The sequence below is a fragment of the Achromobacter sp. SD115 genome, assembly GCF_017355315.1.
GTDB classification, from domain to species: Bacteria; Pseudomonadota; Gammaproteobacteria; order Burkholderiales; family Burkholderiaceae_B; genus Achromobacter; species Achromobacter xylosoxidans_B.
This window is the reverse complement of the sequence record NZ_JADIJM010000022.1, coordinates 93,967-118,738: the sequence shown is the minus strand read 5'-3', so window position 1 is coordinate 118,738 and position 24,772 is coordinate 93,967. Positions and strand designations below refer to the sequence as shown.

Here is a 24,772-nt window from a genome sequence, read left to right as displayed (position 1 = left end):
AAGGCCAGCCCGACCATGCCGGCACCACGCCCATGGACATCCGCCGCGACGCCCTGGTGGGCGCGGCCCGCATCATCGACGCGGCCAACCGCCAGGCCAGCGCCGCCAGCGGCAATCCGCATTACGTGGTCGCCACCGTGGGCCGCCTGTCGATGACGCCCAACGCCGCCAACGCGGTGCCGGGGCGCGTCGAACTGACGCTGGAAATGCGCAGCGACAGCGATGCCGTGCTGGATGCGTTTCCGGAAACCTTGATGGCTGGCGTGGCAGGCGATCTCAAGGCGCTGCGACTGACCGCCAGCTTCACGCAGCTGAGCCGCGCCCGTCCCACCGACTGCACGCCGCTGGTGATGGACGCGGTGCAGGCCGCCGCCGACCAGTTGGGCTACGCCTCGATGCGCCTGCCCAGCGGCGCGGGCCACGACGCGGTCTACATGGCGCCCACCGGCCCCATCGGCATGATCTTCATTCCCTGCCTGAACGGCCGCAGCCACTGCCCGGAAGAGTGGATCGAGCCCGCGCAACTGCTGGACGGCACCCGCGTGCTGTACCAGTCGGTGCTAGAACTGGACCGGAAACTGCGCGCCGCCTGAACCCGGGGCGCCCCCTCCAGGCCCGTGGGTATCGCCCGCCCGCGGGCGCCGCGCTGCCATAATGGGCGCCTCGCGCCGCCACCGGCGCCCCTGCGCAGCCCTGCCCCCCATGGAACAGATAGAACTCAACGACAGCACCGCCGACCGCTACCTGCTGGACGCGCCCGGCCTGTCCCTGCTGGTCTTCCACAGCCGCACCTGCGGCACCTGCCGCATCGCCCGCGAACAACTGCCGCAGCTGGAGCTGCCCGTGGAACGCGTGTGCTGGGTCGACGCCGGCGACAACCGCGGCATGGTCGAGCGCTACGAGGTCTTCCACCTGCCCGCCATGTTCGTGACGCGCGACGGCGCCTTCTTCGGCCCGGTCCAATCGACCCTGGCGGAATGGGACCTGCGCCAGCAGATCGGCCTGGCCCTGGACAGCTACCCCGCCGAACTGCCGTGAACGGCCCCAAACCCTTGCGCCAGCCGCTGGACGGACTGGCCACCGGCGCCATGCTGTTGCTGTGCGTCTGCTGGGGCTTCCAGCAGATCGCCATCAAGCTGGTGGCCGCGGACGTCTCGCCCATCATGCAGATCGGGCTGCGCTCGGCCTTCGCGGCGCTGGTGCTGGCGGTGGTCGTGTGGCGGCGCGAAGGCCTGCGCGCCTTCACCGATGGCACGGCGCTGCCCGGCCTGATCGTGGGCCTGCTGTTCGCCGGAGAATTCCTGTTCGTGGCGCAAGGCCTGGTCTACACCACGGCCTCGCACATGTCGGTGTTCCTGTACACCGCGCCCATCTTCGCCGCGCTGGGGTTGCACTGGCTGCTGCCCGAGGAACGCCTGAAGCCGCTGCAGTGGCTGGGCGTGGTCATCGCCTTTTGCGGCATCGCCGTGGCCTTCCTGGGCAAGGGTCAGCCCGAGGGTTCCGCCGCCGCTCCGAACATGCTGCTGGGCGACGCGATGGGGCTACTGGCGGGCCTGTTCTGGGGCGCCACCACGGTGGCGATCCGCAAGACCTCGCTGTCGGAAGCCGCGCCTGCCAAGACCCTGTTCTATCAGATGGCGGTCGCGGCCATCACCCTGCTGGCATTCGCGGCGGCCACCGGCAACGCGGGCTTCCGCTACACCCAGGCGGCGGTGTTGAGCGTCGCCTTCCAGTCGGTGGTCGTGGCCCTGTCCAGCTACCTGGCGTGGTTCTGGCTGCTGCGCCGCTACCTGGCCTCGCGCCTGTCGATCCTGTCGTTCATGACGCCGCTGTTCGGCGTGAGTTTCGGCGTGATCATCCTGGACGAGCCGCTGGACGGCGGCTTCGTGCTGGGCGCCCTGCTGGTGCTGGCCGGCATCACCCTGGTCAGCGGCGCCGAACTGCTGCGCGAGAAGTTGCGGCGCACCCGCTGAGCCGCCCGCGCTTATGGCCTGGTTCGCGGCGCGGGCGCGGCGCCCAGATTCAGCACGATCAGCGCCGCCCCGCCCAGCACCAGGGCGAAACCCCACCAGTCCAGGGCGGCGGGCCGGTCGCCCACCAGCGCCATCGCGCCCAACACACCCACCACCGGCACCATCAGCGTGGTCAGCGCCGCCACCGTGGCGCTGACGCGCTCGCTCAGCACGAACCAGAGCCAGTACGCGACGGCGGTGCCCAAGATGATGTGGAATGACAGCGCCGCCACCACGCGGCCGTTCCAGCCCTGCGTGGGAAACGATTCGCCTGCGATCAGCATGCCGCCCAGGGCGCAGGCCGCGCCCACCGCCAACTGCCAGGCGGTGACGACGATGCGGTCGCCGGCCACCGGCCAGCCCTTCAGGTAGACCGTGCCCGCGGCCCAGCCGAAGGCCGCCACCAGCGGAAACACCAGGCCCTTGGCCGCGGCGGCGTCGTGCTCGCCGAAGACCGCGCGCAGCACCGGCCAGGCCAGGATGGAAACTCCGGCCGCGCCCAACAGCAAGGCCAGCGACCGGCGCCGGTCCAGGCGTTCGCCCAGCACCGCCCAGGCCAGCACGGCCGACATCATCGGCATGGTGAAAGTCAGCACCGCCGCGCGCGAGGTGCTGGTGCTGAGCTGCGCCCAGGCCACCAGCAGATTGAAGGCGGCAACGGCAAGCAGGCCGCCCACGACGATGCCCCGCCACGACTCGCGCGGCGGCAACAGCGGCACCCGCTTGGCGCGCGCCAGCAGCAACAGCAGCACTGCGCCGCTGCCCAGGCCGAGCAGGCGCAGCGTGAACGGCGGAAAGATCGACAGGATGATCTTCACCGCCGGCCAGTTCAGGCCCCAGAACAGGGCCAGCGCCACCGGGATCAGGCGCACGCGGCGCGCGCCTCTGCCGTCAGTTCGGACAGGCCCTGCCGCTGCCGGCCTTGCGCATCGAAATTGTCCGGGCTCAGCCAGCGTTCATAGGCGGTGCGCAGCGCGGGCCAGTCGCCGTCGACCATGGCGAACCAGGCCGTGTCGCGGCTGCGGCCCTTGTATACCGTGGCCTGGCGGAAGATGCCCTCGAACTCGAAACCCAGGCGGGCAGCCGCCGCACGCGACGGCGCGTTCAGGCTGTCGCACTTCCATTCGTAGCGACGGTAGCCCAGCTCGTCAAAGGCGCGGCTCATCAGCAGGAACTGGGCCTCGGTGGCGATGCGGGTGCGCTTGAGCTGGCGCGAAAACGACACGAAGCCGACCTCGATCGCGCCATTGGCCGGATCGATGCGCATCAGCGCCAGCGTGCCGATGGCGCGGCCCGTTTCCAGGTCGATGATGGCGTGGTGCAAGGGGTCGTTGCCGGCCTGCGCCTTTTCCGCGAACTGGCGGTAGGCCGCCAGGTCCGCGAAAGGGCCCACGGACATATAGGTCCAGTCGCTGTCGTCCGGCGCCTGGCTGAACGCCTGGTACAGATCCTCGGCGTGGCGCTCGGCCGACAGCGGCTCCAGCCGGCAATAGCGGCCGACGATGGGAGTCAGGGGCGGACGCGGACGCGCGGTCCAGCCCGGCATGTCCGGGCCGATGGGTTGCTGGTAAGCGTTGACGCGGGGTTGCATGCTACGGGGCCTCATCAGGGTTGGGGCGCCGCCGGCTCGGGCGGACGCAATACGCATGCCCTCACGATATCGGAATCGTGGCATCATAAAAAGCACCACGATCCCATAATTTAATAGGGCCATGACACCCACCGCCGCCCTGCTTTCCAGCCCGCTCAAGCGCGGCCCCGGCGCCCTGCCGCGCCAACGCCAGCTGATCCAGCGCCTCAAGCAGGCCATCCTGGCAGGCCAGCTGCCCGCGGGCGGCAAGCTGCCCTCGTCGCGCGCCCTGTCCGAGGACCTGGACATCTCGCGCAACACGGTGCTGATCGCCTACGAACAGCTCACGGCCGAAGGCTATGTGATCGCCGACCGCCAGGGCACGCGGGTCGCCCCCCTGTCGGCCGCCGCGGCCATCGCCGCCAAACGCGCGGCCCCGCCCGCCGCACAGCCTACGCTCACGGCCAAGCGGCTGACGCGCATCGTCTCCACGCGCTACGCGCACGATGGCTCGCTGCCCATGACGCCCGGCACGCCGGCGCTGACGCAATTCCCCATCAATGCCTGGCGCCGCGCCCAGGACCGCGCATTGCAAGCCGCCCCGGCCACCGCACTGGGCTATGGCCATCCCGTGGGCGAGCCCGCGCTGCGCGAAGCCATCGCCCAGTACCTGCGCGTGTCGCGCGGCGTGCGCTGCGACGCCTCGCGCATCGTCATCACCGAAGGCGCCCAGGGCGCGCTGGCGCTCTGCGTGCAGTTGCTGACCAACCCCGGCGACACCGCCTGGCTGGAAGACCCCGGCTACCGTGGCGCCAAATCCGCCTTCCACGCCGGCGACCTGGACGTGGTGGCCATGCGCGTGGACACGGACGGCATCGTGATCCCCGAAAGCGCCTGGCAGGAGCGCCCGCCGCGCCTCATCCAGACCACGCCGTCGCACCAGTACCCCACCGGCGCGGTGCTGTCCCTGCCGCGCCGCCTGGGCCTGATCGAACGCGCCCGCCAGGCTGGCGCCTGGATCATCGAGGACGACTACGACAGCGAATTCCGCCATCAAGGCGAACCGATAGCCGCGATGCAGGGCCTGGTCGAAGACGCGCCGGTGCTCTACGTGGGCACGTTCAGCAAGACCATGTTCCCGGCGCTGCGCCTGGGTTTCCTGGTGCTGCCCGAAGCCATCGCCGCGCAGGCGATGCCGTCCATCATCGAGATGCTGCGCGGCGGCCACCGGCTGGAACAACTGACCATGGCCGCCTTCATGGAAAACGGCCAGTTCTCGCGCCACCTGGGCCGCATGCGCCGCCTCTACCGCGAACGCCAGGGAGCGCTGCGCGAAGCCCTGGCTGCGCATCTGGGGATCGAACACGAAGTCCTGGGCGGACACTCCGGACTGCATCTGACGGTGCGGCTGCCTGCGGCGTACCCCGACCGCGAGATCGTGGAGCAGGCGCGCAAGATCGGCATGAATCCGGGCGCGCTGTCGTCATTCGCGGTGGAGCCGCAGGCGGAGGACAACGGGCTGGTGATCGGGTATGGAAATACGGGGGCCGAGCGGTTTCCGGCGTTGGTGCAGAGGTTGCGGAAGGTGGTGTTGGCGGCACGGAATACACAGACTTCGTAGGTTCGCCATGGATTAGGGCTGCGGCCGCAGCACGTCGTAGGTCGCCCAGCGGCGCGGGCGGCGAGGCGGCTCGCGCCCACGATCGCGGTCCGGAGCCTTCGCTCCGGACTTCCCCTTCGTCATCCTCGTTGCCGCCTGCGGCGGCTGCCTTCGGATTCCCTCGGGCGCATCGAGGTTGCGAGCCGCCTCGCCGCCCGCGCCGCTGGGCTGCCGCCGTTTTGGCTTGTTGCGCTGCTGGAGCCGTGGTCAGGGGCGAGCCGTGGGCTGCCCGTATTAGTCGGCCGCCCGGGCGGCCGACTAATACATACGCGATTTATAAAATTTCCATAGTGCTTGCTACGCGAATGCGACGAATCGTCGACCCATGCACCGGCTCTTTTAAGAAAGCGCTGACAAACAGCGCGCAGCCCCATCACCACCCGCAAGACACCGCGTAAGCTCCCAGAGGCCGCCCGCGCGGCCGGCCGGGAGCGGGCCCCGCAAGACCTTCGCCACACCTCACCGATGGCAAGCACGCCAAGCACACCGCCCGCCCCAGCGCCCGTGAAATTTCAACCACCGGAGCCAGCCGCGGCGTGGGCCTGGGGCGAGCGGGCCGTCGATAAGCCCGAGGGAATCTGAAGGAAAGGCCGCAGGCCTTGACGAAGATGACGACGGGGAAGTCCGGAGCGAAGGCTCCGGACCGCAATCGTTGGCCCGCTCGCCCCAGGCCCACGCCGCGGCTGGCGCCTAAAGCAGAAAAACACCCGCAAACCGCAACACAACAAAACCCATCAATTAATCAACCCGCCCAACACCAACACCGCCAAAAACCCCCAAACCAACGCCCCCAACAAACTCCGCCTCAACAACGCCTTGACCGCCGCCCAAAGCAGCATCAACCCAATAGCCAACACCACCAGATTGAACACCGACGGACTCATCCCCATCGCGCCCGACAGGCCCGCGTAGAAGTCGCCCAGCGCGCTGCCTACGCCGCCCAGCAGCCACTTCAGCCCGGCGACGACGCTGCGCAGCGCCTCGCCCAGCATGCCGCCCAATGACGCGAAGAAGCCGTCCTCGGACTGCATCAGCGGCGGTTGTCCATCAGCATGCGCACCGCCAATCCGGCCAGCACCGTCCCCATCAGCCAGCGCTGCACCACCATCCACAAGGGACGGCCCGCCAGGAACCCGGCGATGGAACCCGCCATGATGGCGATCAGCGCATTGACCGTCAGGCTGATGGCGACCTGGGTCATGCCCAGCGCTAGCGACTGCGTGAACACGCTGCCGCGCTCGGGTTGGATGAATTGCGGCAGCAGCGACACGTACATGATCGCGATCTTGGGATTGAGGAGGTTGGTCACCAGCCCCATCGTGAACAGCGTGCGCGGGCTGCTCTTGGGCAGCTCGCGCACCTGGAACGGCGAACGCCCGCCCGGACGCAGCGCTTGCCAGGCCATGTAGAGCAGATACAGCGCGCCGCCGATGCGCAGCGCGTCGTAGGCGTAGGGCACTGCCATCAGCAGCGCCGTGATGCCGAAGGCCGCGCAGAGCACGTAGAAGATGAAGCCGACCGCCACGCCCCCCAGCGAAATCAGGCCGGCCTGCGCGCCCTGCGAAATGGAACGGGAGACCAGGTAGATCATGTTGGGCCCGGGCGTGAGCACCATGCCCAGGGCAACCAGGGCGAACGTCATCAAATGGGTAAAGTCGGGCATGATGGGCCGGCGCGGGGCCGCGCGGAAAGTGGCAACGTGAATTCACACCTTAGCGCAAAACTGTATCGGAACAGCGAACTTCCGCAGCGGGGTTTGCGGACAAGTGGCGCCGGCGATACAGTTGTCCGGTTCCCACGCCTGGAGGGCCGGACATGCCGCAAGCGCATCCTCATCCGAAAGACGGCGCCATCCGCATCGGTATCGGCGGCTGGACCTACGCTCCCTGGCGCGGCGTCTTCTACCCCGAAAACCTGCCGCACGCGCGCGAACTGGAATACGCCAGCAACCAGCTCAGCGCCATCGAAATCAACGGCACCTACTACAGCACCCAGAAGCCGGCCACCTTCGCCAAATGGCGCGATGAAACGCCAGAAGGCTTCGTGTTTTCGCTGAAGGCCTCGCGCTACGCGACCAACCGCCGCGAACTGGCGGGCGCCAAAGACTCGATCCACCGCTTCGTGCACAGCGGCATCGCCGAACTGGGCCCCAAGCTGGGGCCCATCGTCTGGCAATTCGCGCCGACCAAGGTCTTTGACGCGGACGACTTCGGCGCCTTCCTTGCGCTGCTGCCGGAGAAGGTCGACGGCCTGCCGCTGCGGCACGTGCTGGACGTGCGCCATGCCAGCTTCGCCTGCGAGGAATATCTGGAGCTGGCTCGGCGCCACGGCGCGGCCACTGTCTACACGGACAGCGAGGACTACCCGTCCATCGCCGACCGCACGGCCGATTTCGTGTACGCGCGGCTGATGCGCGCCAGCGAGGCCTACAAGGCGGGCTATGCGCCCAAGGCGTTGGACGCCTGGGCGGAGCGCCTGCGCGGCTGGGCGCGCGGGACGCATCCGGCCGACTTGCCACTGGCCGGCGCCCCGTCCAAGAAGGCGCGGCCTGGAGACGTCTTTGCCTTTTTCATCAATGGTGCGAAGGAACGCGCGCCGATGGCGGCGCGCGCCATGATCGAACGCCTGTAGCGCGCCCCGCCTTACTGGGCGACGGGCGTGCGCAGGGTCACGAACTCTTCGGCCGCCGTGGGATGGATGCCGATGGTTTCGTCGAACACCTGCTTGGTCGCGCCGGCCTTCAGCGCAATCGCGATGCCCTGCACGATCTCGCCCGCGTCCGGGCCAACCATGTGCACGCCCAGCACGCGGTCGGTCTTGGCGTCGACGATCAGCTTCATCAGCGTCTTTTCCTGCGACTCGGTCAAGGTCAGCTTCATGGGCCGGAAGCGGCTCTCGAACAGCTTGACCTCGTGGCCGGCGGCGCGCGCTTCTTCCGTCGTCATGCCCACCGTGCCGATGTTGGGCAGGCTGAACACCGCCGTCGGGATCAGCTGGTAGTCGACCTTGCGGTATTCCTCGGGCCGGAACAGGCGCCGCGCCACCGCCATGCCTTCGGCCAGCGCGACCGGCGTCAGCGGCACCCGGCCGATCACATCGCCGATGGCCAGGATGGAAGGCTCGGCCGTGCGGTACTCGTCGTCCACCTCGATGAAGCCGCCCTTGCCCAGCTTGACCGCGGTGTTCTCCAGCCCCAGGTTGTCCAGCATGGGCCGGCGGCCGGTGGCGTAGAACACGCAATCGGCCTCGATCACGGAGCCGTCCTTCAGCGTGGCGGCGAGCGTGCCGTCGGCCTGCTTGTCGATGCGGGTCACTTCCGAGTTGAAGCGCAGGTCGATGCCCTTCTTCGTCAGTTCGTCGCGCAGATGCTCGCGCACGCCCTGGTCGAAGCCACGCAGGAACAGCGGGCCGCGGTAGACCTGCGTGGTCTGCGCGCCCATGCCATTGAAAATGGAGGCGAATTCCACCGCGATATAGCCGCCGCCCACCACCAGCACGCGGCGCGGCAGTTGCTTCAGGAAGAAGGCCTCGTTCGAGGTGGTGGCGTGTTCCTTGCCCGGGATGTCCGGCACCTGGGGCCAGCCGCCGGTCGCCACCAGGATGTTGGCGGTGCTGTAGGACTTGCCGTTGATCTCGACCGTATGGGGATCCAGGATGCGGGCATGACCTTCCAGCAGGGTCACGCCGCTATTGACCAGCAAATTGCGGTAAATGCCATTAAGACGCTCGATTTCCCGATTCTTGTTCGCGATCAGCGTGGGCCAGTCGAAGCGGGCTTCGCCGGCGCTCCAGCCAAAGCCGCGCGCCTGCTCGAAGTCTTCGCTGTAGTGGGCGCCATAGACCAGCAGCTTCTTGGGCACGCAGCCCACGTTGACGCAGGTGCCGCCCAGGTAGCGGCTTTCCGCCACCGCCACGCGCGCGCCAAAGCCGGCCGCGAAACGCGCCGCGCGCACGCCGCCAGAACCCGCGCCGATCACAAACAGATCAAAATCGAATGCCATGGTGTTTCCTTCGCGTTGCCTTGCGGCGCCGCGCTCACTGTCCGGGAAAACCGTATTTAACACCACCCGGCGCCTCAACCCGGCCGCGCCCGGTTTGCAGGCGGCTGCGATTGCTATACAGTTTGCCGCAGGCTGGCCGCCGCGCGCAGCCCCACCCCTGGAGCAGATCCCATGTCGCTTGAAACCTGGCTGGCTTTTCTGGGCGCGTCCGCCCTCCTCGTGATGTTGCCCGGCCCCACGATACTCACCGTCATCAGCTACTCCATCGCGCAAGGCCGCCGAGCGCGCCTGCCGCTGGTGCTGGCGGTAGCGCTGGGCGACTCCACCGCCTTGCTGCTGTCGCTGCTGGGCCTGGGCGCCCTGCTGGCTGCGTCGGCGTTCTGGTTCACGGTGGTCAAAGTCGTGGGCGGCCTGTATCTGCTGTACCTGGGTTTCAAACTGCTGCGCGCCGGGGTCTCGCCCGCGAGCTTGCCGGCCGCCACCGCGTCCGGTTCGCGCTGGAAGCTGTTCGCCAACACCTATCTGGTGACGGCGTTGAATCCCAAGGGCATCATCTTCTTCGTGGCCTTCCTGCCGCAGTTCATCGACCCGGCGGGCGACGTGACGCGCCAGCTCTGGATCCTGTCGGCCACCTTCGTCGCCTGCGCCGGCATCAACGCCACCGCCTACGCCATCTTCGCCGGGTCCGCCCGCCGCCTGCTGGCCTCGCCGCGCGCCCAGCGCGGCTTCAACCTGGGCGGCGGCGCCCTGCTGTCCGCCGCCGGGATCTGGGCCTTGCTGGCGCGGCGCGTCTAACCGGCCCCTAGGGCCGCGCTGCGGACACGGCCTCTGGGTCAATGCCGTAGCGAGCGATGGCGTCCGCCGCGCACTCGTGCGGCATCAGTCCCTCGTCCGCCAGCGCTTTCAGGGCCGCCAGCGCGATGTGATGCCGGTCCACCTCGAAGTAGGCCCGCAGCGCCGTCCGCGTGTCGGACCGGCCAAAGCCGTCGGTCCCCAGCGTGACGTAGCGGCGGTCCTGCATGAACGGACGTATCTGTTCAGCCACCGTCTTCATGTAGTCGGTGGCGGCCACTACCGGCCCCTCGCTGTCTGCCAGCGCCGTTTCCGCGTAGCCTCGGCGCCTGTCCTCCAGCGGATGCAGGCGGCTCCAGCGTTCCGCTTCCTGGCCGTCGCGGCCCAGCTCCGAGTAGCTGGTCACGCTCCAGACGTCGGCCGCCACGCCGAAATCCTGCCGCAGCAGATCGGCCGCCGCCAGCACTTCGCCCAGGATGGCGCCGCTGCCCAGCAATTGCACCCGCAGCGCGCCGTCGCCGCCTTCGCGCAGGCGGTACATGCCGCGCAGGATGCCCGCTTCGGCGCCCGCCGGCATGGGCGGATGCGCGGTCTTCTCGTTGAGCAGCGTCAGGTAGTAGAAGACGTCCTCTTCTTCCTGATACATGCGGCGCATGCCGTCCTGCACGATCACCGCGATTTCATAGGCGTAGGCCGGGTCGTAGGCCACGCATGAAGGGATGACCGAGGCCAGCACGTGGCTGTGGCCATCGTCGTGCTGCAAACCTTCCCCCTCCAGCGTGGTGCGCCCGGACGTCGCACCCAGCAGGAAGCCGCGCGCGCGGATGTCGCCCGCCGCCCAGGCCAGGTCGCCCACGCGCTGGAAGCCGAACATGGAATAGAAGATGTAGAACGGGATGGTGGCCACGCCGTGCGTGCTGTGCGCGGTGGCCGCCGCGATCCACGAAGACATCGCGCCCGATTCGTTGATGCCTTCCTGCAGGATCTGGCCGCGGCGGTCTTCGCGGTAGACGCTCAACTGGTCGGCATCCTGCGGCGTGTACAGCTGCCCCACGTGGGAATAGATGCCCACCTGGCGGAACATGCCGTCCATGCCGAAGGTGCGCGACTCGTCGGGCACGATGGGTACCACCCGCTGGCCGACGCCCGGGTCCTTGAGCAGTTGCGCCAGCACCCGCACGAAGGCCATGGTGGTCGAGAACTCGCGGCCGTCGCTACCCTTCAGGTGCGCGGCGAAGGCCTCCAGCGGCGGCGTGGCCAACGGGCCCGGCCCTGCCGGCCGCCGCGGCAAATGGCCGCCGGCGCGCGCGATCGCGGCATCGAAGTAGGCCCGCTCGGCGCTGCCGGGCGCAGGCTTGATATAGGGGATCTGTTCCAGCAGATCGTCGGGCACCGGGATGGAGAAGCGGTCGCGGAAGGCGCGCACGGCCGGATCCGCCATCTTCTTCTGCTGATGGTTGGTGTTGGCGGCCTCGCCCGCCGCGCCCATGCCATAGCCCTTGACGGTCTTGGCCAGGATGACGGTGGGCTGGCCGCGGTGGGCCAGCGCCGTGGCGTAGGCGGCATAGACCTTGGCCGGATCATGTCCGCCGCGGTTGAGCGCGCCGATTTCCTCGTCGCTCAGGTGCGCCACGCGCTCCAGCAGCACCGGGTCCGCGCCGAAGAAATGTTCGCGCACATAGGCGCCGCCGCGCGCCTTGAACACCTGATACTCGCCGTCCACGCACTGCATCATGCGCCGGCGCAGGCGGCCGTCATGGTCCTGCGCCAGCAGCGCGTCCCAGCCTGCGCCCCAGATCACCTTGATGACGTTCCAGCCGGCGCCGCGGTACACGCTTTCCAGTTCCTGGATGATCTTGGCGTTGCCGCGCACCGGGCCGTCCAGGCGCTGCAGATTGCAGTTCACCACGAAGATCAGGTTGTCCAGCTTTTCGCGGCCGGCCATCGCCACCGCCGCCAAGGTCTCGGGCTGGTCCTGTTCGCCGTCGCCCAGGAAGCCCCAGACCTTGCGGCCCTGCGCGGGAATCAGTTCGCGGTCTTCCAGATAGCGCATGTAGCGCGCCTGGTAGGCGGCCATCAGCGGCCCCAGGCCCATCGACACTGTCGGGAACTGCCAGAACCCGGGCATGGTGCGCGGATGCGGATAGGACGCCAGCCCGCCGCCGGCCGTCTCGCGCCGGAAGCGGTCGAGTTCGTCCTCGGAGATGCGGCCTTCCAGGTAAGCCCGCGCATAGATGCCGGGCGCGGAATGGCCCTGGATGTACAGCATGTCGCCCAGGAATTGCGGGGAAGCCGCGCGGAAGAAATGGCGAAAGCCCGTTTCATACAACGTGGTGGCCGAGGCATAGGTGGCGATGTGCCCGCCCACGCCCGAGGTCTTGCCCGCGCGCAGCACCATGGCCATGGCGTTCCAGCGCAGATAGGCGTCCAGCCGCAGCTCGATGCCCATATCACCCGGAAACAGCCCCTGCTCCGCCGGCCGGATGGTGTTCACGTAGGGCGTCGCGTTCGGCGCGGCATAGCCGCCTTGGCCGGCGCGGTCCTGGCCGATCAGTTGGTCCAGCAGGTAGTGGGTGCGCGGCCGGCCCTCGTGGGCCAGCACGGCCTGCATGGCCTCCAGCCATTCCTGGGTTTCCTGCGGATCGGCGTCGGTCGGTTCTATCGGGGTATCCATGGCGTCCTCCTGGTGGGCGCGAAGGCGGCGTCCCGATGTACGGGCGCCGCCATTTCGCATCGTGAATTGCAATTGCATCATGTGCAATTGCAATCGTATGGAGGAATTTGGATAATTGCAAGTGCAACTATCTATAGGCCAAGGCGCGGACCTGCCCGCTAGCGGGACGCGGCCATCATGAATTCCACCGCGGCCCTGAGCGTGGACTCGTCCGCGGACGAACCGCCGCGCGGCGGCATCGCGCCCTTGCCCTTGAGCACGGTCGCCAGCAGCGCATCGGCGCCCTGCGCGATAAAGGGCGACCAGGCCTGCTTGTCGCCCAGCTTGGGCGCATTGGCGACCCCGCTGGCGTGGCACACGACACAGGCGGACTTGTAGAGTTTTTCGCCGGCCGGGTTGATGGCGGCCAGCGTCTCCGCACCCGCTTGCGGGACGGGCAGGCCGGCCAGCGCGGCGGCGAACGCGATTCGATAAAGCTTGGACATGGCAAGGCTCCGGAAGGGAAAAGCGTGATGGCGACGCGGACGGACGCGGGAAAGGCAGGACGCGCAAAGCGCGCCCTGCCGCTGCGCTCAGCGCGGGATCGGACCTGGCGCCTTGATCTGCTTCATCAGGTCGTCATTCCACTTGCCCTCGACCTTGATATGCCCGGCCGCGCCCAGCTCGAAGGCCTCGATCAGGTTGTGGTTCAGGTAGGCGTACACGCCGGGCTGCTTGAAGGTGTAGAGCGCCGCCCCCGCCGAGCCGCCACGGATGAACCAGGTTTCCAGGTCCTTTTGCGGCGGGTTGGCGAACTTGCCGGTCTCCCAGACCCAGTCCCCATGGCCGCCGATCAGGTGCGGGCGCGTGTCGCGGTTGGCCTGCGAATGGATCAGCAGCACCGTCTCGCCGACCTTGGCGGTAAGCGCATTGGCGCCCGTCAGGGCCCCGACCTTGCCGTTGAAGACGATGTGCGACGGCGTCAGCGTGCGCATCACTGCCACCGTGTCGCCATAGCTTTCGGCCAGTGTCGGGTAGTCCTTGTACTTGCCGTTCGCGTCCTTGGGAATGTACAGATCGAACTCGCCTATCGTGTAGGCGCGGTCGTAGCGCAGCGGCTTGCCTTGCGGGTCTTTCAGGCCGTCGCGCGGCAGCACCATCAACGTGCCGCTCATGCCGGCGACCACGTGCCACGGCACCATGCCTTCCGGCGCACAGTGGTAGACGAAAGTGCCGCTGCGATCCGCCTTGAAGCGCAGCGTGGCCTGTTCGCCCGGGTTCACGTTGGTGAGCTTGGCCCCGCCCAGCGCGCCGGTGGCCGCGTGGAAATCCACGTTGTGCGGCATGGCGTTGGTGGCCGGATTGACCAGGGTCAGCTCGACATAGTCGCCCTCGTGCACCACCAGGGTCGGACCGGGCATGGACCCGTTGAACGTCATCGCCTGCAAGGTCGTGCCCTTGTCATCGATGACCATCTTCTTCTCCTCGATGGTCATCGTGAATTCGATCACCTTTGGGCCCGAACGCGCCACCTGCTCATGCGGGTGGACCATGGGCGGGGCGACCAGTGCGACCTTGGCGCGTTCCAGCTGATCGGCGTTCTGGGCGGCCGCTGGGCCGCCGGCCATCGTTGCGATCAAAGCCATGGCAAGCAAGGTGGGGCGCAAAGCGTTCATGTGCAACTCCTCTTCCGGTTTCTGCTAAGCCGAGTCTGTCGGCAGCTCCATTGAAGGTCCGGCACCGCTTGCGTTCTTTGCTGTAGCGCAAACTTCAGACCACCCTGACGGCCAGTGCGCATTGCCGCAGCGCGGCGACGATGTCACCATCGGGACATGGACCCTCCACACGTATCCGAGCGGCCCCCCGCGTCGTCGCCGCTGTGCCACGCCCTGCTCCGCAACCTGGATCTGTTCAAACCGCTGTCCGATGCGCAACTGGACGCCGCGCTGCGCGGGGCGACGCCTTGCCGCCTGGCAGCAGGCGCATTGGCCTACCGCCAGGGCGCCACAGCCGCGCACTTCTTCGTGCTGCTGCACGGTTGCCTGAAAGTGGCGCAACTGACGCCGGAAGGCGAACAGGTGGTGGTGCGCTACGTCAATCCCGGCGACATGTTCGGACTGGCTTGCGCCATGCGGCAGCCGCGCTATCCCGCCACGGTCCTGGCCGTGCAGGAAAGCGTCTGCCTGGCGTGGCCGGCCGCGGTCTGGGAAGGCTTCACCGCCAGCCATCCCCGGTTGGCCGCGGCCGCGCTGCAAACCATGGGGCAGCGCCTGCAGGACGCCCACGTCCGCATCCAGGAACTGTCCACCGATGAAGTCGAACAACGGGTCGCGCGCGCCATCCTGAGGCTGGTGCAGCAATCCGGCCAACCGATGCAGGACGGCATCGGCATCGGCTTTCCCATTACCCGGCAGGACATCGCCGAAATGACCGGCACCACCCTGCACACGGTCAGCCGGCTGCTCAGCGACTGGAAGCAGCGCGGCATCGTCTCGGCCGGCCGCAAGCGCGTGGTGCTGCGCTCGCCCGCCGCGCTGGCCCGGCTGGGCGAACACGCCGGGCCAGCCATGGACTGCTCGGCCTGCCTGTCCTGTCGCCAGGGATCGCCGGCCGCGGACGACGCGGCGGAACCGTCGGCCGTTCAGGCGCTGCTGGAGGCTGGCGCGTAACGCCTGCCGGCCTGGACGGGCGCTAGCCCGATTCCAGCACCAGCCGCAAGCCCAGGTTCGCGGGCGGCACGCCCACCGAACACGCCCCGCCCTTCGGGTCGCGGATGAAGTCGGGCAGATAGGCGATGTGCCTGCCGGCGGCGACGCGTATGCCGCAGTTGCGGGATTCCTGCACGTTTGCGCCGTTTGCCCCGTTTGCGGGCGCATCATCCCGCAGCGCGTCCAGCACGTGCCGCGCGTGGCAATCGTCGGTCCAATCCCACACGCTGCCGGCCATGTCCATCACGCCTGCGCGGTTGCTGCCGAAGGCCCCGAAGGTCCGCACCGTGTCGTCGCCCTGCGCGCCGCGGCGGCTCTGCTGCTCGTATTCCGCCAACCAGCGCTGCGCGGGATCGGCGCCGTCGGGCAACGCCGGCAAGGCGTCCTCGCGATAGGCTTCACCCGCGGCATAGATCCACTCCGCATAGCTGGGCAGGCGGAAGCGCTGCCCGGTGCGCGCGGACAGCCAGGCGGCATAGGCCGAGGCGTCGGTCCAGCTGATCCCCACCGCCGGCAGGTCGGGCGCAACCGCCTGCCGCTGCGCGGCGTCCGGCGCCTTGCATCCGCCAGCGCGCACGCAAGCCGTGTACTCAGCCTGGCTGACCTGCCGCGTCATGATGGCCAGGCCCTCCGGGTAGCGCGCGATGCGCGGCGCGGGGGTGGCGGGATAACCGTTGCGCAGCGCCTCGCCCGGCGGCACGTAGCTCACCTGGCCCGGCGGCAGGCGCGTGATTTCCGGCAATGCAAAACGGGCCCCGTCCTGGGGCCCGCAAGCGGTCAACAGCAATGCAACGATGACGGTCGGCAGGATACGCATGCGGCGGTGCTCCGGAATGCCCGCGCCGGTCGGGCGCGGGCTGGATTCCATTGGACCTGCTGCCGTGGCCGGCCTCTTTGCGCTGGCGCAAGGAGGCCGGCGCCTGCCAGGCAGTCCCGCGGATGCATTCGCGCGCATCCGCGGGACGGGTTGCTAGCCGCGCGCCGCCTTGGGCTGCAGACGCGGCTTGGCCTGCGCGGGCTTGCCGCTCAAGAGGCCCAGGATCACCTGCATCACGATGGCCAGCGCGCCCAGCAGGAACACCACGTCGCCGAAGGTGCGGCCCCAACGCAGGGTCTTCAGCAGATCCTGCTGCATGAAGGCTTCGCTGCGGGCATACCACATCCCTTCGCTGACGCTGGCATGGAACTGGATCAGCCCGATCGGCAGCAGGCTGGTGAAGATCATCAGCGCCAGGCCCAGGTTCATGCCCCAGAACGCCAGCTTCATCAGGCCCGGGCTCAGCGCGTACTGCGGACGGATGTAGCGCAGCACCAGCAGGGTGAAGCCCAGCGCCAGGAAGCCGTACACGCCGAACAGGGCCGCGTGCGCGTGGACCGGCGTCGTGTTCAGGCCCTGGATGTAGTACAGCGACACCGGCGGGTTGATCATGAAGCCGAAGACGCCCGCGCCCAGCATGTTCCAGAAGGCCACGGCCACGAAGCACATCAGCGGCCACTTCAGGTTGTCCATCCAGGCCGCGCGCGTCTTCAAGCGCCAGTTCTCCCAGGCCTCGTGGCCCAGCACGATGAGCGGCACCACTTCCAGCGCCGAGAAGCTGGCGCCGATGGCCATCACGGGCGTGGTCGTGCCGGCGAAGTACAGGTGGTGGAAGGTGCCCGGTATGCCGCCCAGCATGAAGAGCGAAGCCGAGGCCAGGCTGGCGGTGGTCGCCATGCGGCGCGACACCAGGCCCAATGTAGAAAAGATGAAGGCCAGCGCCGTGGTCGCGAAGACTTCGAAGAAGCCCTCGACCCACAGGTGCACGATCCACCAGCGCCAGTACTCCATCACCGTCAGGTGGGTGCGCTCGCCGTAGAAGAAGCCGGCGCCGTAGAACAGGCCGATAGCGCCGACCGAGGCGGTCAACAGCGCCAGCAGGTTCTTGTCGCCGCCCGGCGTGCGCAGCGCGGGCACGATGCCACGCAGCATCAGCACCAGCCAGAAGCAGATGCCCGCGAACTTGCCGATCTGCCACAGGCGGCCCAGGTCCACGTATTCATAGCCTTGGTGACCCAGCCAGAAGTTCAGGTCCGGCGGCATGATCTGCGCAATCGCCAGGTAGTTGCCGGTGAACGATCCGACCACCACCAGCACCAGCGCCCAGAACAGGATGTCGACGCCCACCTTCTGGAACTTCGGGTCGCGCCCGCCGTTGATCAGCGGCGCCAGGAACAGGCCGGCGGCCAGGAAGCCCGTGGCGATCCAGAACAGCGCGCTCTGGATGTGCCAGGTGCGCACCAGGGAATACGGGAACCACTGCGACACATCGATGCCGTAGAACTTCTGCCCTTCGACGGTGTAGTGCGCGGTGAAGCCGCCCAGCAGCACCTGGAAGCCGAACAGCGCCACCACCAGGAACAGATATTTGCCCAGGGCGCGCTGCGAAGGCGTCAGGGGGAAGGTGGTCAGCGGATCCTTGGCCGGCGCCGGCGGCTCGTCCTCTTCCTTGCCGCGCAGGAAGGCCCAGGCCCAGACCAGGAAGCCGATGCCCGCCAGCAGCACCACCACGCTGATGATGGACCACATGACGTTCTCGGCGCTGGGCACGTTGTCGATCAGCGGTTCATGCGGCCAGTTGTTGGTGTAGGTGACGTTCTTGCCTTCGCGCTCGGTCGCCGCCGCCCACGCCGTCCAGAAGAAGAAGTGCGTGAGCTGGGTGCGGCGCGCGGCGTCCGGCAAGGTGTTTTCCTTCATCGCGAAATTCTCGCGGCTGCGGTGCAGCGCCGGCGCGTCGGAAAACAGCTGGTCGTAGTAGGCCGCGGTCTGCGCAATGGCGCGCGCGCGCCGCGGGCTCACCGTCAGCGTGTCGGTCGCGGCATCGCTGCGGTTGGCGCGGTACTCGGCCTTCAGGTCGGCGCGCAGCGCGGCCTGGGCGCGCGCGTCCAGCTGCGCATAGTCCTGGCCGTGCTGTTCGCGCGCGGCCAGGTCCAGCCAGGCCGTCAGCTCGCGGTGCAGCCAGTCGGCCGTCCAGTCCGGCGCCTGGTAGGCGCCATGCCCCCAGACGGATCCCAGCTGCATGCCGCCGACCGATTGCCAGGCCGTCTGGCCGTCCAGGATGTCGTCGCGGCCGAACAGCGGTTTGCCGTCGGCCGTCACGACCTGGCCGGGTATCGGCGGCGCCTGGCGATAGACCTCGCCGCCGTAGAAGCCCAGCAATGCGAACGTGACCGCCAATACGGCGATCAAGGTGAACCATAATTTCCGATACGGACCCATGATGGGAACGCCCTCCAGTGTTGCGGTTTTGGGGTACGTACCCTTATGCGAATTCCGTGCCAGGAAAATTCCCATTCAAATCATGGCGTTGTATTTCACCGGGTGGATTTGACCGCCGCAATCAAGGGTATAAATCACTGCAACAGGGTTATTTGGACCCTTCTTGATGCTCTGCGGACGGCCCCGCCCTCTTACAATCAGCCGCTGCATTCCCACCTCTTTCAAAGGAATCGACCGCATGGCCAGGGGCAAGCCCGATGCGTGGAGCCTCTTCCTGACCGCGCATGCGCTGGTGGTGGAAGAAATCGAAAAGCGCCTGTCGGCCGCCGGCCTGCCGCCGCTGGCCTGGTATGACGCGCTGTGGGCGCTGGAGCGCGCGCCCGAGGGCACGGCCAGGATGTTCGAGATCGCCGAGCGCATGGTCATCGCGCGCTACAACCTGACCCGCCTGATGGACCGCCTCGAGGCCGAGGGTCTGGTCGAACGTTTCCGCTCGGACGAGGACCGCCGCGCCACCTACGCCCGCCTCACGCCCAAGGGGCGCGCGCTGCGCCGCGAGATGTGGCAGGTCTACGGCCCCGCCGTCGACGAGCTGTTCCTGTCGCGGCTGCCCCAGGCGCAGCAGGACGCCATGGCGGCAAGCTTTCTCGACATCGCCCGCCACGTGCGCGCATCCAGCAAGGAGTCCGACGAATGAACGCCACGCCCCTGCACATCGGCATCGTCGCCTGCTCCGCCGAAGGCGCCGCGCTTTGCTACCGCACCTTGTGCACGGAAGGCGCCGAACGCCTGGGGCCGCACGCACACCCCGAGATTTCGCTGCACACGCATTCGCTGGCGGACTACGTCGCCTGCCTGGACCGGGCCGACCTGGCCGGCGTGGGCGCGCTGATGCTGTCCTCGGCCGGCAAGCTGGCGCGCGCCGGCGCGGATTTCCTGATCTGTCCGGACAACACCATCCACCAGGCGCTGGCGCATGTGCTGCCGCAATCGCCCCTGCCTTGGCTGCACATCGCCGAGGAAGTCGCGGCCGAAGCCCAGACGCGCGGCCACCGCCGTATCGGCATCCTGGGTACGCGCTGGCTGGTGGACAGCAGCGTCTATCCGGACCAGCTGGAAGCGCGCGGCCTGCAATGGCTACGGCCGTCCGAGGAAGACCGCGACACGCTGGCCCGCGTCATCATGGACGAACTGGTGGTCGGCGTATTCAAACCGGAATCCGTGGCCCGGCTGCAGGGCGTGATCGAACGCCTGCGCGAAGCCGGCTGCGATGCCGTGGTGCTGGGCTGCACCGAATTGCCGCTGGTGCTGAACGATGGCAACGCCGCCCTGCCCACGCTGGATTCCACCCGCATCCTGGCGCGTGCGGCGCTGGCCCGCGCCTTGCGCGGCGTCTGAGCCGACGCCCTCAGAGCTGGTCCAGGCCGTACTGCCGCAGGCGGTCCAGGTCCAGCACCTTGATCTGGTTGTAGGCCAGCGCCAGGATGTCCTGGTCCGCCAGCGTCTGCAGCGCCTGGTTGACCCGCTGGCGCGACAGGCCCGTCAGATAGCCTAGTTCTTCCTGCGAAATCGCCAGCGTCAGATCGGTGGACGGATACAGCTGCGGATTGAACAGCTGCGCCAGCGACTGCGCCACGCGCGCGTCCGCATCCAGCAAACGGTGGTTCTGGATCGAGGCGATGAACTCGCCCATGCGGTTGTTCAACTGGCCGATGACGAAATGCGAAAACGGCAGGCTGGCCGACAACAGCGCATGGAAGGTGGCCGTAGGCACCTGCAACACCAGCGACGGCTGGATCGCCACCACGTCGTACTTGCGCAGCTCGCGCTTGATGACGCTGCCCTCGCCGAACCAGCCGCCCGGCGGCACGCCCGAAAACGTACAGCTGCGGCCCGACTCGTTGTAGATGGCCAGCTTCAACAGGCCCGAATGCACCCCCAGCCAATAGTCCGAGGGCGCGTTGCGCCGCGCGATCCAGGCGCCGTTGGCCACGTGTTCGGCGCGCGACGTCGCGAGCACCAGGTCCTGGTGGCGGGCCTCCAGTGCAGCGAACCAGGCGCACGCCTCGAACAGGCTGGCCAGTTCCGCAGCGGAAACGATGTTTGAAACGTCGGACATGGGAATAACTGTGTAAAACTTGGGAAAGCCAGGTTGGCCGCCGGTCTGTCATGCAGGTGACAGACAGTATTTTCGGCGGCCCCGTAAGCTAGGGCAAGCGACGGGGATCAAACGCCCCGCAGATGGATAAGGGACGCCTGCGCGTCCCAACTGGAGACAAGCATGAGCGGTATGTTCGACCGCGGCCTCGAGCGCCGCGACGCCAACTACGAAGCCCTGACCCCGGTGGACTTCATCGCCCGCGCCGCGCAGGTCTATGGCCAGCGCCTGGCCATCGTCCACGGCAAGGTGCGGCGCAACTGGGCCCAGACCTACGAACGCGCCCAGCGCCTGGCCGGAGCGCTGGCGCAAGCCGGCATCAAGCGCGGCGACACCGTGGCCGTGATGCTGCCCAACATTCCCGCCATGGTCGAAGCCCATTTCGGCGTGCCCATGCTGGGCGCCGTGCTCAATACCCTGAACACCCGCCTGGACACGCCCAGCGTGCTGTTCATGCTGGGCCACGGCGAGGCGCAGGCGCTGATCGTGGACACCGAGTACGCCGAGGTCGCCCAGCGCGCGCGGGCCGAGTTCCCGCATCTCAAGCTCATCTCGGTGCATGACCTGGACAGCGCGGCCGCCGAACTGCCGGGCGCGGTCGATTACGAAGCCTTCCTGGCCGGCGCCCCCGCCCGCTACGACTGGAAGCCGCCTGCCGACGAATGGGACGCCATCGCGCTGAACTACACCTCTGGCACCACCGGCGATCCCAAGGGCGTGGTCTATCACTACCGCGGCGCCTACCTCAACGCCATCAGCAACATCCTCGAATGGGACATGCCCAAGCATCCGGTCTATCTATGGACCCTGCCGCTGTTCCACTGCAACGGCTGGTGCTTCGCCTGGACCGTGGCCGCCCGCGCCGGCGTCAACGTGTGCCTGCGCAAGTTCGATCCGCAGACCGTGTTCGACCTGATCCGCAATGAAGGCGTCACCCACTATTGCGGCGCGCCCATCGTGCAGAGCGCGCTGGCCAACGCGCCGGCCGAGATGCGCGCCGGCATCGACCACACCGTGCGCACCATGGTGGCGGGCGCCGCGCCCGCGCCGGCCGTCATCGCCAAGATGCGCGACATCGGCTTTGAACTGACCCATGTGTACGGCCTGACCGAAGTCTACGGACCCGCAGCCGTGTGCGCCCGCCAGGAAGCCTGGGACGCGCTGGACGAGGAAGAGCGCGCGCTGCGCAATGCGCGCCAGGGCGTGCGCTACCACCTGCAGGCCGGCGTGTCCGTGCGCAATCCCGACACCATGGAAGAGGTGCCGGCCGACGAGCAGACCGTGGGCGAGGTCATGTTCCGCGGCAACATCTGCATGAAGGGCTACCTGAAGAACGAACGCGCCACCGATCAGGCCTTTGCCGGCGGCTGGTTCCGCACCGGCGACCTGGGCGTGATGACGGCCGACGGCTATGTCCGCATCAAGGACCGCAGCAAGGACATCATCATTTCCGGCGGCGAAAACATCTCCAGCATCGAGGTGGAAGACGCGCTCTACCGCCATCCCGCCGTGGCGGCGGTGGCAGTCGTGGCCATGCCCGATCCCAAGTGGGGCGAAACCCCTTGCGCCTTCGTCGAGCTCAAGCCCGGCTGCAGCGCCACCGCCGAAGAGATCATCGCGCACTGCAAGCTGCTGCTGCCCGGCTTCAAGGTGCCGCGCGCGGTGCGCTTCGGCGAACTGCCCAAGACCTCAACCGGCAAGATCCAGAAATTCGAACTGCGCGCCGCCGTCGGCGCGACCCAGGCCATCGACGTGGCCGGCCCCGGCAAGGCCGGCTGAATCCCTCGTCCCATCCCATCCAGGAGCTCCGACGCCATGACGTACCAAGCCCCCGTGAAAGACATGCTGTTCGTGCTGAACCATCTTGCCGGCCTGCCGAAAGTCGCCGCGCTGCCCGGTTTCGAGGAAGCCACGCCCGACACCACCCAGGCCGTGCTGGAGGAATCCGCCCGCTACACCTCCGACGTGCTGGCCCCGCTGAACCACCCCGCCGACCGCGAGCCCAGTTCCTGGCGCGACGGCGCCGTCACCACCTCGCCGGGCTTCAAGCAGGCGTTCAACCTGTACGCCGAAGCCGGCTGGCAGGGCATGACGCATCCGGTGGAATACGGCGGCCAAGGCCTGCCGGGCCTGATCGGCTCGCCCTGCTCCGAAATGCTGAACGCCGCCAATCTGTCGTTCGCGCTATGCCCGCTGCTGACCAACGGCGCGATCGAGGCGCTGCTGACTGCCGGTTCGCCCGAACTGAAGCAGCGCTTCATTGAGCCCATGATTTCCGGACGCTGGACCGGCACCATGAACCTGACCGAGCCGCAGGCGGGCTCGGACCTGGCCATGGTGCGCTCGCGCGCGCAGCCCGTGGGCGACGGCACCTATCGCATTTCCGGCACCAAGATCTTCATCACCTACGGCGAGCACGATCTGGCCGAGAACATCCTGCATCTGGTGCTGGCGCGCCTGCCCGACGCGCCCGAAGGCGTCAAAGGCATTTCGCTGTTCCTGGTGCCCAAGTTCCTGGTGAACGAAGACGGCACGCTGGGCGCGCGCAACGACGTCCATTGCGTATCGATCGAACACAAGCTGGGCATCAAGGCCAGCCCCACCTGCACGCTGCAATTCGGCGACGCGGGCGGCGCGCTGGGCTATCTGGTGGGCCAGGAAAACCGCGGCCTGGACGCCATGTTCATCATGATGAATGCCGCCCGCTACGCGGTGGGCGTGCAGGGCGTGGCCGTCGCCGACCGCGCCCACCAGCACGCGCTGGCCTATGCCGCCGAGCGCGTGCAGAGCCGCCCAGTGGACGGCTCCTCCAAGGACGCCGTGCCCATCATCCAGCACCCCGACGTGCGCCGCATGCTGGGTACGATGCGCGCGCTGACCGAAGCCGGCCGCGCGCTGGCCTACTACACCGCGGGCCACGCCGACCAGGCGCACGCCAACCCCGACGCCGAGGCCCGCAAGCGCCATCTGGCGGTGCAGGAATACCTGGTGCCCATCGTCAAGGGCTGGTGCACCGAGATGTCCATCGACGTGGCCAGCCTGGGCGTGCAGGTGCACGGCGGCATGGGCTTCATCGAGGAAACCGGCGCGGCGCAGTACTACCGCGACGCGCGCATCCTGACGATCTACGAAGGCACCACGGCGATCCAGGCCAATGACCTGGTGGGCCGCAAGACCCTGCGCGACGGTGGCGCCGTTGCTCGCGCCCTGCTGGCGGAAGTCTCCAAGACCGAAGCGGCGCTGGAGGCCCGCAGCGAACCGTCCGCCCGTCTGATGCTGGCGCCTTTGCGCCAGGCCCGCGCGGCCCTGGCCGACGCCATCGACTTCGTGCTGGCCAACGCCGCCAGCCGCCCCAACGCCGTGTTTGCCGCGGCCGTACCGTATCTGCTGCTGGCGGGCACCACCCTGGCCGGCTGGCAGATGGCGCGCGCGCTGCTGGCCAGCCTGGACCTGCGCCAGGAAGACCCGGCCTTCCACGACGCCAAGATCGCCACCGCGCAATGCTACGCGTTGCATAAGCTGAGCCAGGCGCCGGGGCTTGCGGCGGTGGTTCTGGGATCTGGGGAGTATGAAGTGCAGCCGTAGCTGCCGATGATTGGCGTCAGGCGGGCTTGATACTAGAGTCGCCTGAGGTCTTGCGGCTTTCGAGGTTGCGTTCCAGTGCTTCGTAGGCCGCTCGCCGGCGCGGGCGCCTGAGTGGCGGGCGCCCACGATTGCGGTCCGGAGCGTTCGCTCCGGACTTCCCCTTCGTCATCCTCGTTGCCGCCTACGGCGGCTGCCTTCGGATTCCCTCGGGCGCATCGAGGTTGCCCGCCACTCAGGCGCCCGCGCCGACGAGCTACTTGAATCTTGGCTTGATGCGCTGCTGCAGCCGTGGGCAGGGACGATGCTTGAGCTGCCCGTCATTATCGGCCGCGCGGGCGGCCGATAATGACATACGTGATTTATTGAATTTTGATTGT

The 24,772-nt window shown here is 68.1% G+C and carries 22 protein-coding genes; 11 read left to right on the top strand and 11 right to left on the bottom strand.

Features of this window, described 5'->3' with window-relative positions; all coding sequences use genetic code 11:
- The 3 genes from IPU70_RS25885 to IPU70_RS25875 form a co-directional block, all read left to right on the top strand.
- Positions 1-593 (top strand): M20/M25/M40 family metallo-hydrolase (locus tag IPU70_RS25885; protein ID WP_207471852.1); only part of this gene is annotated, 593 nt, incomplete at its 5' end.
- Between the two features lie 109 nt (positions 594-702).
- Positions 703-1,038: a co-chaperone YbbN gene (locus tag IPU70_RS25880; RefSeq protein ID WP_013393043.1), complete on the top strand. Its 336-nt coding sequence runs from the start codon at positions 703-705 to the stop codon at positions 1,036-1,038.
- Between the two features lie 50 nt (positions 1,039-1,088).
- Entirely contained in the window at positions 1,089-1,973 is an 885-nt protein-coding gene (locus IPU70_RS25875; RefSeq protein WP_207471857.1) for a DMT family transporter, read from the top strand.
- Between the two features lie 11 nt (positions 1,974-1,984).
- Here IPU70_RS25875 and IPU70_RS25870 read toward each other — a convergent pair whose 3' ends face one another.
- Positions 1,985-2,884 carry a DMT family transporter gene (locus IPU70_RS25870; protein ID WP_207471850.1) on the bottom strand — a complete coding sequence of 300 codons (900 nt, stop codon included), beginning with the start codon at positions 2,882-2,884 and terminating at the stop codon, positions 1,985-1,987.
- Positions 2,875-3,603, bottom strand: a complete 729-nt coding sequence (locus tag IPU70_RS25865) for a GNAT family N-acetyltransferase (RefSeq protein ID WP_207471848.1) — start codon at positions 3,601-3,603, stop codon at positions 2,875-2,877. Before IPU70_RS25865 ends, IPU70_RS25870 begins: the two co-directional genes overlap by 10 nt.
- 121 nt (positions 3,604-3,724) lie before the next feature.
- On the opposite strand from IPU70_RS25865, the gene IPU70_RS25860 reads away from it, so the two are divergent.
- The gene (locus IPU70_RS25860) at positions 3,725-5,203 is read left to right on the top strand and encodes a PLP-dependent aminotransferase family protein (protein ID WP_207471847.1); all 1,479 of its coding nucleotides are present in this window, start codon (positions 3,725-3,727) and stop codon (positions 5,201-5,203) included.
- A 773-nt stretch (positions 5,204-5,976) separates the two neighbouring features.
- Here IPU70_RS25860 and IPU70_RS25855 read toward each other — a convergent pair.
- Complete coding sequence (locus IPU70_RS25855) at positions 5,977-6,273, bottom strand: hypothetical protein (RefSeq protein ID WP_207471845.1); 297 nt, start codon at positions 6,271-6,273, stop codon at positions 5,977-5,979.
- Positions 6,273-6,905 (bottom strand): LysE family translocator, encoded by a 633-nt coding sequence (locus IPU70_RS25850; RefSeq protein WP_013393037.1) that lies wholly within the window; start codon positions 6,903-6,905, stop codon positions 6,273-6,275. Before IPU70_RS25850 ends, IPU70_RS25855 begins: the two co-directional genes overlap by 1 nt.
- A gap of 152 nt (positions 6,906-7,057) precedes the next feature.
- On the opposite strand from IPU70_RS25850, the gene IPU70_RS25845 reads away from it, so the two are divergent.
- Positions 7,058-7,873 carry a DUF72 domain-containing protein gene (locus IPU70_RS25845; RefSeq protein WP_207471844.1) on the top strand — a complete coding sequence of 272 codons (816 nt, stop codon included), beginning with the start codon at positions 7,058-7,060 and terminating at the stop codon, positions 7,871-7,873.
- Between the two features lie 11 nt (positions 7,874-7,884).
- On the opposite strand, the gene gorA is transcribed toward IPU70_RS25845, so the two are convergent.
- Positions 7,885-9,243: a glutathione-disulfide reductase gene (gene gorA / locus IPU70_RS25840; protein ID WP_207471842.1), complete on the bottom strand. Its 1,359-nt coding sequence runs from the start codon at positions 9,241-9,243 to the stop codon at positions 7,885-7,887.
- Positions 9,244-9,414: 171 nt separating this feature from the next.
- Between gorA and IPU70_RS25835 the strand changes: the two genes are divergently transcribed.
- Positions 9,415-10,038 (top strand): LysE family translocator, encoded by a 624-nt coding sequence (locus IPU70_RS25835; protein ID WP_207471841.1) that lies wholly within the window; start codon positions 9,415-9,417, stop codon positions 10,036-10,038.
- A 7-nt stretch (positions 10,039-10,045) separates the two neighbouring features.
- On the opposite strand, the gene aceE is transcribed toward IPU70_RS25835, so the two are convergent.
- The 3 genes from aceE to nirK all read right to left on the bottom strand — a co-directional run bounded on the left by aceE (position 10,046) and on the right by nirK (position 14,364).
- Positions 10,046-12,709, bottom strand: a complete 2,664-nt coding sequence (aceE, locus tag IPU70_RS25830; protein WP_207471840.1) for a pyruvate dehydrogenase (acetyl-transferring), homodimeric type — start codon at positions 12,707-12,709, stop codon at positions 10,046-10,048.
- 158 nt (positions 12,710-12,867) lie between these two features.
- Positions 12,868-13,194 (bottom strand): cytochrome c5 family protein, encoded by a 327-nt coding sequence (locus tag IPU70_RS25825; protein WP_207471839.1) that lies wholly within the window; start codon positions 13,192-13,194, stop codon positions 12,868-12,870.
- An 87-nt stretch (positions 13,195-13,281) separates the two neighbouring features.
- Positions 13,282-14,364, bottom strand: coding sequence for a copper-containing nitrite reductase (gene nirK / locus IPU70_RS25820; protein WP_013393031.1), 1,083 nt, complete (start codon positions 14,362-14,364; stop codon positions 13,282-13,284).
- 156 nt (positions 14,365-14,520) lie between these two features.
- On the opposite strand from nirK, the gene IPU70_RS25815 reads away from it, so the two are divergent.
- A complete protein-coding gene (locus IPU70_RS25815) occupies positions 14,521-15,357 on the top strand; it encodes a Crp/Fnr family transcriptional regulator (RefSeq protein ID WP_207471838.1) in 837 nt (278 codons plus the stop codon).
- 22 nt (positions 15,358-15,379) lie between these two features.
- On the opposite strand, the gene IPU70_RS25810 is transcribed toward IPU70_RS25815, so the two are convergent.
- On the bottom strand, positions 15,380-16,264 hold the full coding sequence (locus tag IPU70_RS25810) for an SUMF1/EgtB/PvdO family nonheme iron enzyme (RefSeq protein ID WP_242702701.1): 885 nt from the start codon (positions 16,262-16,264) through the stop codon (positions 15,380-15,382).
- A gap of 102 nt (positions 16,265-16,366) precedes the next feature.
- Entirely contained in the window at positions 16,367-18,652 is a 2,286-nt protein-coding gene (locus IPU70_RS25805) for a nitric-oxide reductase large subunit (RefSeq protein WP_207471836.1), read from the bottom strand.
- A gap of 238 nt (positions 18,653-18,890) precedes the next feature.
- On the opposite strand from IPU70_RS25805, the gene IPU70_RS25800 reads away from it, so the two are divergent.
- Both IPU70_RS25800 and IPU70_RS25795 read left to right on the top strand, forming a co-directional pair.
- The gene (locus IPU70_RS25800) at positions 18,891-19,349 is read left to right on the top strand and encodes a MarR family winged helix-turn-helix transcriptional regulator (protein WP_207471834.1); all 459 of its coding nucleotides are present in this window, start codon (positions 18,891-18,893) and stop codon (positions 19,347-19,349) included.
- A complete protein-coding gene (locus IPU70_RS25795) occupies positions 19,346-20,050 on the top strand; it encodes an aspartate/glutamate racemase family protein (protein ID WP_207471822.1) in 705 nt (234 codons plus the stop codon). Before IPU70_RS25800 ends, IPU70_RS25795 begins: the two co-directional genes overlap by 4 nt.
- A 10-nt stretch (positions 20,051-20,060) precedes the next feature.
- Here IPU70_RS25795 and IPU70_RS25790 read toward each other — a convergent pair whose 3' ends face one another.
- The gene (locus IPU70_RS25790) at positions 20,061-20,771 is read right to left on the bottom strand and encodes a Crp/Fnr family transcriptional regulator (RefSeq protein WP_013393025.1); all 711 of its coding nucleotides are present in this window, start codon (positions 20,769-20,771) and stop codon (positions 20,061-20,063) included.
- Positions 20,772-20,933: 162 nt separating this feature from the next.
- Here IPU70_RS25790 and IPU70_RS25785 point away from each other — a divergent pair, with 162 nt between their 5' ends.
- Both IPU70_RS25785 and IPU70_RS25780 read left to right on the top strand, forming a co-directional pair.
- Positions 20,934-22,589 (top strand): acyl-CoA synthetase, encoded by a 1,656-nt coding sequence (locus IPU70_RS25785; protein ID WP_207471820.1) that lies wholly within the window; start codon positions 20,934-20,936, stop codon positions 22,587-22,589.
- Between the two features lie 36 nt (positions 22,590-22,625).
- Positions 22,626-24,395, top strand: a complete 1,770-nt coding sequence (locus tag IPU70_RS25780) for an acyl-CoA dehydrogenase (protein WP_207471819.1) — start codon at positions 22,626-22,628, stop codon at positions 24,393-24,395.
- Positions 24,396-24,772: the final 377 nt, after the last annotated feature.